2 protein-coding genes are annotated in these 3,423 nt (G+C 60.0%); both read left to right on the top strand.

The window, feature by feature from the left end; genetic code table 11:
* Positions 1-108 precede the first annotated feature (108 nt).
* The gene (locus tag ACE04F_RS06440; protein ID WP_486105484.1) at positions 109-1,314 is read left to right on the top strand and encodes an acetyltransferase domain-containing protein; all 1,206 of its coding nucleotides are present in this window, start codon (positions 109-111) and stop codon (positions 1,312-1,314) included.
* Between the two features lie 378 nt (positions 1,315-1,692).
* The gene (gene mqo / locus ACE04F_RS06445; protein ID WP_486105485.1) at positions 1,693-3,336 is read left to right on the top strand and encodes a malate dehydrogenase (quinone); all 1,644 of its coding nucleotides are present in this window, start codon (positions 1,693-1,695) and stop codon (positions 3,334-3,336) included.
* The last annotated feature ends 87 nt before the right edge of the window (positions 3,337-3,423 follow it).

Below are 3,423 nucleotides of genomic sequence, written 5' to 3' on the forward strand. Positions count from 1 at the left end.
CTCCCACAGGGTTCAGCTTATCGGCGGCCTATGTTATGTTATCCTCTTTCTTTTGCCAGGAATTCTCATTCCTGATCCTGCAAAGCCCTACGACTCCTGAGTATCGCCATGAGCCTATCCCCAAGCGCGACAAGCCCGTCCGCTGTCATCGCTCCAACCCTCGCCTCCAGTACCGCAACAACCGCGACGCGCCTGCTCGCCATCGATGCCCTGCGGGGTTTTGTCATGTTGCTGATGCTGGTCGACCACGTCCGCGAAACCTTTTTGCTGCACCGCCAGGTCACTGACCCGATCGATGCATTGAGCGTGACCCCGGACCTGTTTTTCACGCGTTTGCTCAGTACGTTCTGTGCGCCGGTGTTCATCTTCCTTACCGGTTTGTCGGCCTGGCTCTACAGCCAGAAACACACCCCCAGCGAGACCTCGGTGTTCCTGCTCAAGCGTGGCCTGTTCCTGGTGTTCCTGGAGCTGACCTTCGTCTGTTTCGCCTGGAACGCCGAGTTTCCGCCGAAGACTTTGTGGCTGCAGGTCATCTGGTGCATCGGCATCTGCATGATCGCCCTGGCGGCGTTGCTGCACTTCAAACGCAGCTGGCTGATCGTGCTGGGCGTGGCCATCGTTGCCGGGCATAACCTGTTGGATGGTGTGGTGCTGGGGCCGGACTCGCCGTTTTTCGTGCCGTGGTCGATTCTTCATCAGCGGTCGTTCATCGAAATCACCGAGTTCACCCGGGCCCGCACCACCTACCCTGTGTTGCCATGGATCGGCGTTATCCTGCTGGGTTGGGCGATCGGGCCCTGGTTCGGCAAGGACATCGAAGCGGCCACGCGAGTGCGGCGCCTGCTCAAGGTCGGCATCGGCTCGCTGGTGGCGTTCGTGTTTATCCGTTATCTCAACGTCTACGGTGACAAACCCTGGGTCGAGACCGGTGACGCACTGCGCACCTTCATGAGTTTCATGAGCGCGACCAAGTACCCGCCGTCGCTGATGTTCCTGATGCCGACGCTGGCGGTGGGCCTGATCCTGCTGGCGCTTTTCGAAAAAGCCCAGGAGAAGGGCAGCATCGCGATCCTGGCCATCTATGGCGGCGCGCCGATGTTCTTCTACCTGTTGCACCTGTACGTGCTGAAGGCCATGTATCTGCTGGCGGTGTTTATCTGGGGCACCAATCAGGGCGCTTATTTCGGCTTCGACCACTTGCCGATGGTCTGGTTGTGGAGCGTGTTGTTGAGTGTCGCCCTGTTTTTTCCAACGCGTTGGTTCGCAGCGTTGAAACAACGTCGGCGTGACATCGCGATCCTCAAGTACCTCTGATTTCGGGGCGGAGCGCGTCTTCACGGCGCGCAACCGAGCCATTAAAACGCCGTCATTTGGTCGGCGTTTTTACCTCGAATGCAAAAATGCGCTTCGGTCTGCTTATTTCCTTCTGTAAACTCCCCCCGCTGCGACAATCGGGCACGGCCTTGGCAGGCCCGATCCAGACCGTTTTGCAGTGTCCCTCACCCAGCTGAAGCCAAGACCTACAAGAAGTCAGCGCCGGAGAGACATAAATGTGAGGCCGATATTGCTCGGCCCCTGTAGGTCCTTCCTCCAGTCCATCGATCCCCGCCCGCTGGCCATGCCGGCATGGGTGCGGACCCTGCTTGAACAGGATTGGGGGACGGAATGGCGTTCCACCCTAGGGATACACACATGTTGAAGAAAACACATACGGCGCTGCTGGGCCTGGCGATGGCGATGGGTCTTGCGACCACGCACGCCGCCGAGCCGAAAAAAGTGGATGTCTTGCTCATTGGCGGCGGCATCATGAGTTCGACCCTTGGCGTCTGGCTCAATGAGCTGGAGCCAGGCTGGACCATGGAAATGGTCGAGCGCCTGGACGGTGTTGCCGAAGAGAGCTCCAATGGCTGGAACAACGCCGGTACCGGGCACTCCGCCCTGGCCGAGCTGAACTACACGCCGGAAGACAAGAACGGCAAGGTCGACATCTCCAAGGCTATCGAAATCAACGAAGCCTTCCAGATTTCCCGTCAGTTCTGGTCCTGGCAGGTCAAGAACGGCGTGCTGAAGAACCCGCGCTCGTTTATCAACTCCACCCCGCACATGAGTTTCCTGTGGGGTGACGAGAACATCGCCTTCCTGAAGAAGCGCTACGACGCTCTCCAGGCCAGCCCGCTGTTCGCCGGCATGCAGTATTCCGAAGACCCTGCGCAGATCAGCAAGTGGGTTCCGCTGATGATGCAAGGGCGTGACCCGAGCCAGAAAGTCGCGGCCACCTGGAGCCCGCTGGGTACTGACGTGAACTTCGGCGAAATCACCCGCCAGTTCGCTGCTCACCTGCAAACCAGGCCGAACTTCTCGCTCAAGCTCTCCAGCGAAGTGGAAAACATCACTCGCAACGAGGATGGCTCCTGGCGCGTTTCGTACAAGAACCTGAAAGACGGTACCGAAACCGAGACCGACGCCAAGTTCGTGTTCATCGGTGCCGGTGGCGGCGCGCTGCACCTGCTGCAGATGTCGGACATTCCGGAAGCCCGTGAATACGCCGGTTTCCCGGTGGGCGGTTCGTTCCTGGTCACCGAAAACCCGACCGTTGCCCAGATGCACCTGGCAAAAGCGTACGGCAAGGCTTCGGTTGGCGCGCCACCGATGTCGGTTCCGCACCTGGACACCCGCGTGCTCGACGGCAAGCGCGTGATCCTGTTTGGCCCATTCGCCACGTTCTCCACCAAGTTCCTGAAGAACGGTTCGTACTTCGACCTGCTGACCAGCACCACGACCCACAACGTGTGGCCGATGACCAAGGTCGGTATCGAACAGTACCCACTGGTTGAATACCTTGCCGGCCAGCTGATGCTGTCGGATGAGGACCGCTTCAACGCGCTGAAGGAATACTTCCCGGACGCCAAGCAGGAAGACTGGCGTCTGTGGCAAGCCGGCCAGCGCGTGCAGATCATCAAGCGTGACGAAGAGAAGGGCGGCGTGCTGAAACTCGGTACCGAAGTCGTCGCTTCCCAGGACGGCAGCATCGCCGGTCTGCTGGGTGCCTCGCCAGGCGCCTCGACCGCTGCACCGATCATGCTGACCGTGCTTGAGAAGGTCTTCAAGGACAAGGTAGCCACCCCGGCCTGGCAGGAAAAACTGCGCCAGATCGTACCGAGCTACGGCACCAAGCTGAACGACAATCCTGAGCGCGTCGCACAGGAATGGGCCTACACCAGCGAAGTCCTGCAACTGGACCCGCCACCGGCTATCGGCAAGCCAGGCACCGCGGTAGCACCGGCCCAACCGGCTGCTCCTCGCGAGGCCAACCCAGCGGCCGACATGGCGCTGTAAACCGGACGCTGTCTGGTGAGGTACAAAAACGCCGCTCATTGAGCGGCGTTTTCATTTGCAGGCTAGGCCCACCTGTGGGAGCGAGCC

The sequence above is a fragment of the Pseudomonas sp. AGC41 genome (assembly GCF_057334555.1).

Bases quoted from the DNA above. Each gene is read 5' to 3' on its own strand.
- ACE04F_RS06440 (WP_486105484.1), top strand. From the start codon at position 109: ATGAGCCTATCCCCAAGCGCGACAAGCCCGTCCGCTGTCATCGCTCCA.
- mqo (WP_486105485.1), top strand. From the start codon at position 1,693: ATGTTGAAGAAAACACATACGGCGCTGCTGGGCCTGGCGATGGCGATG.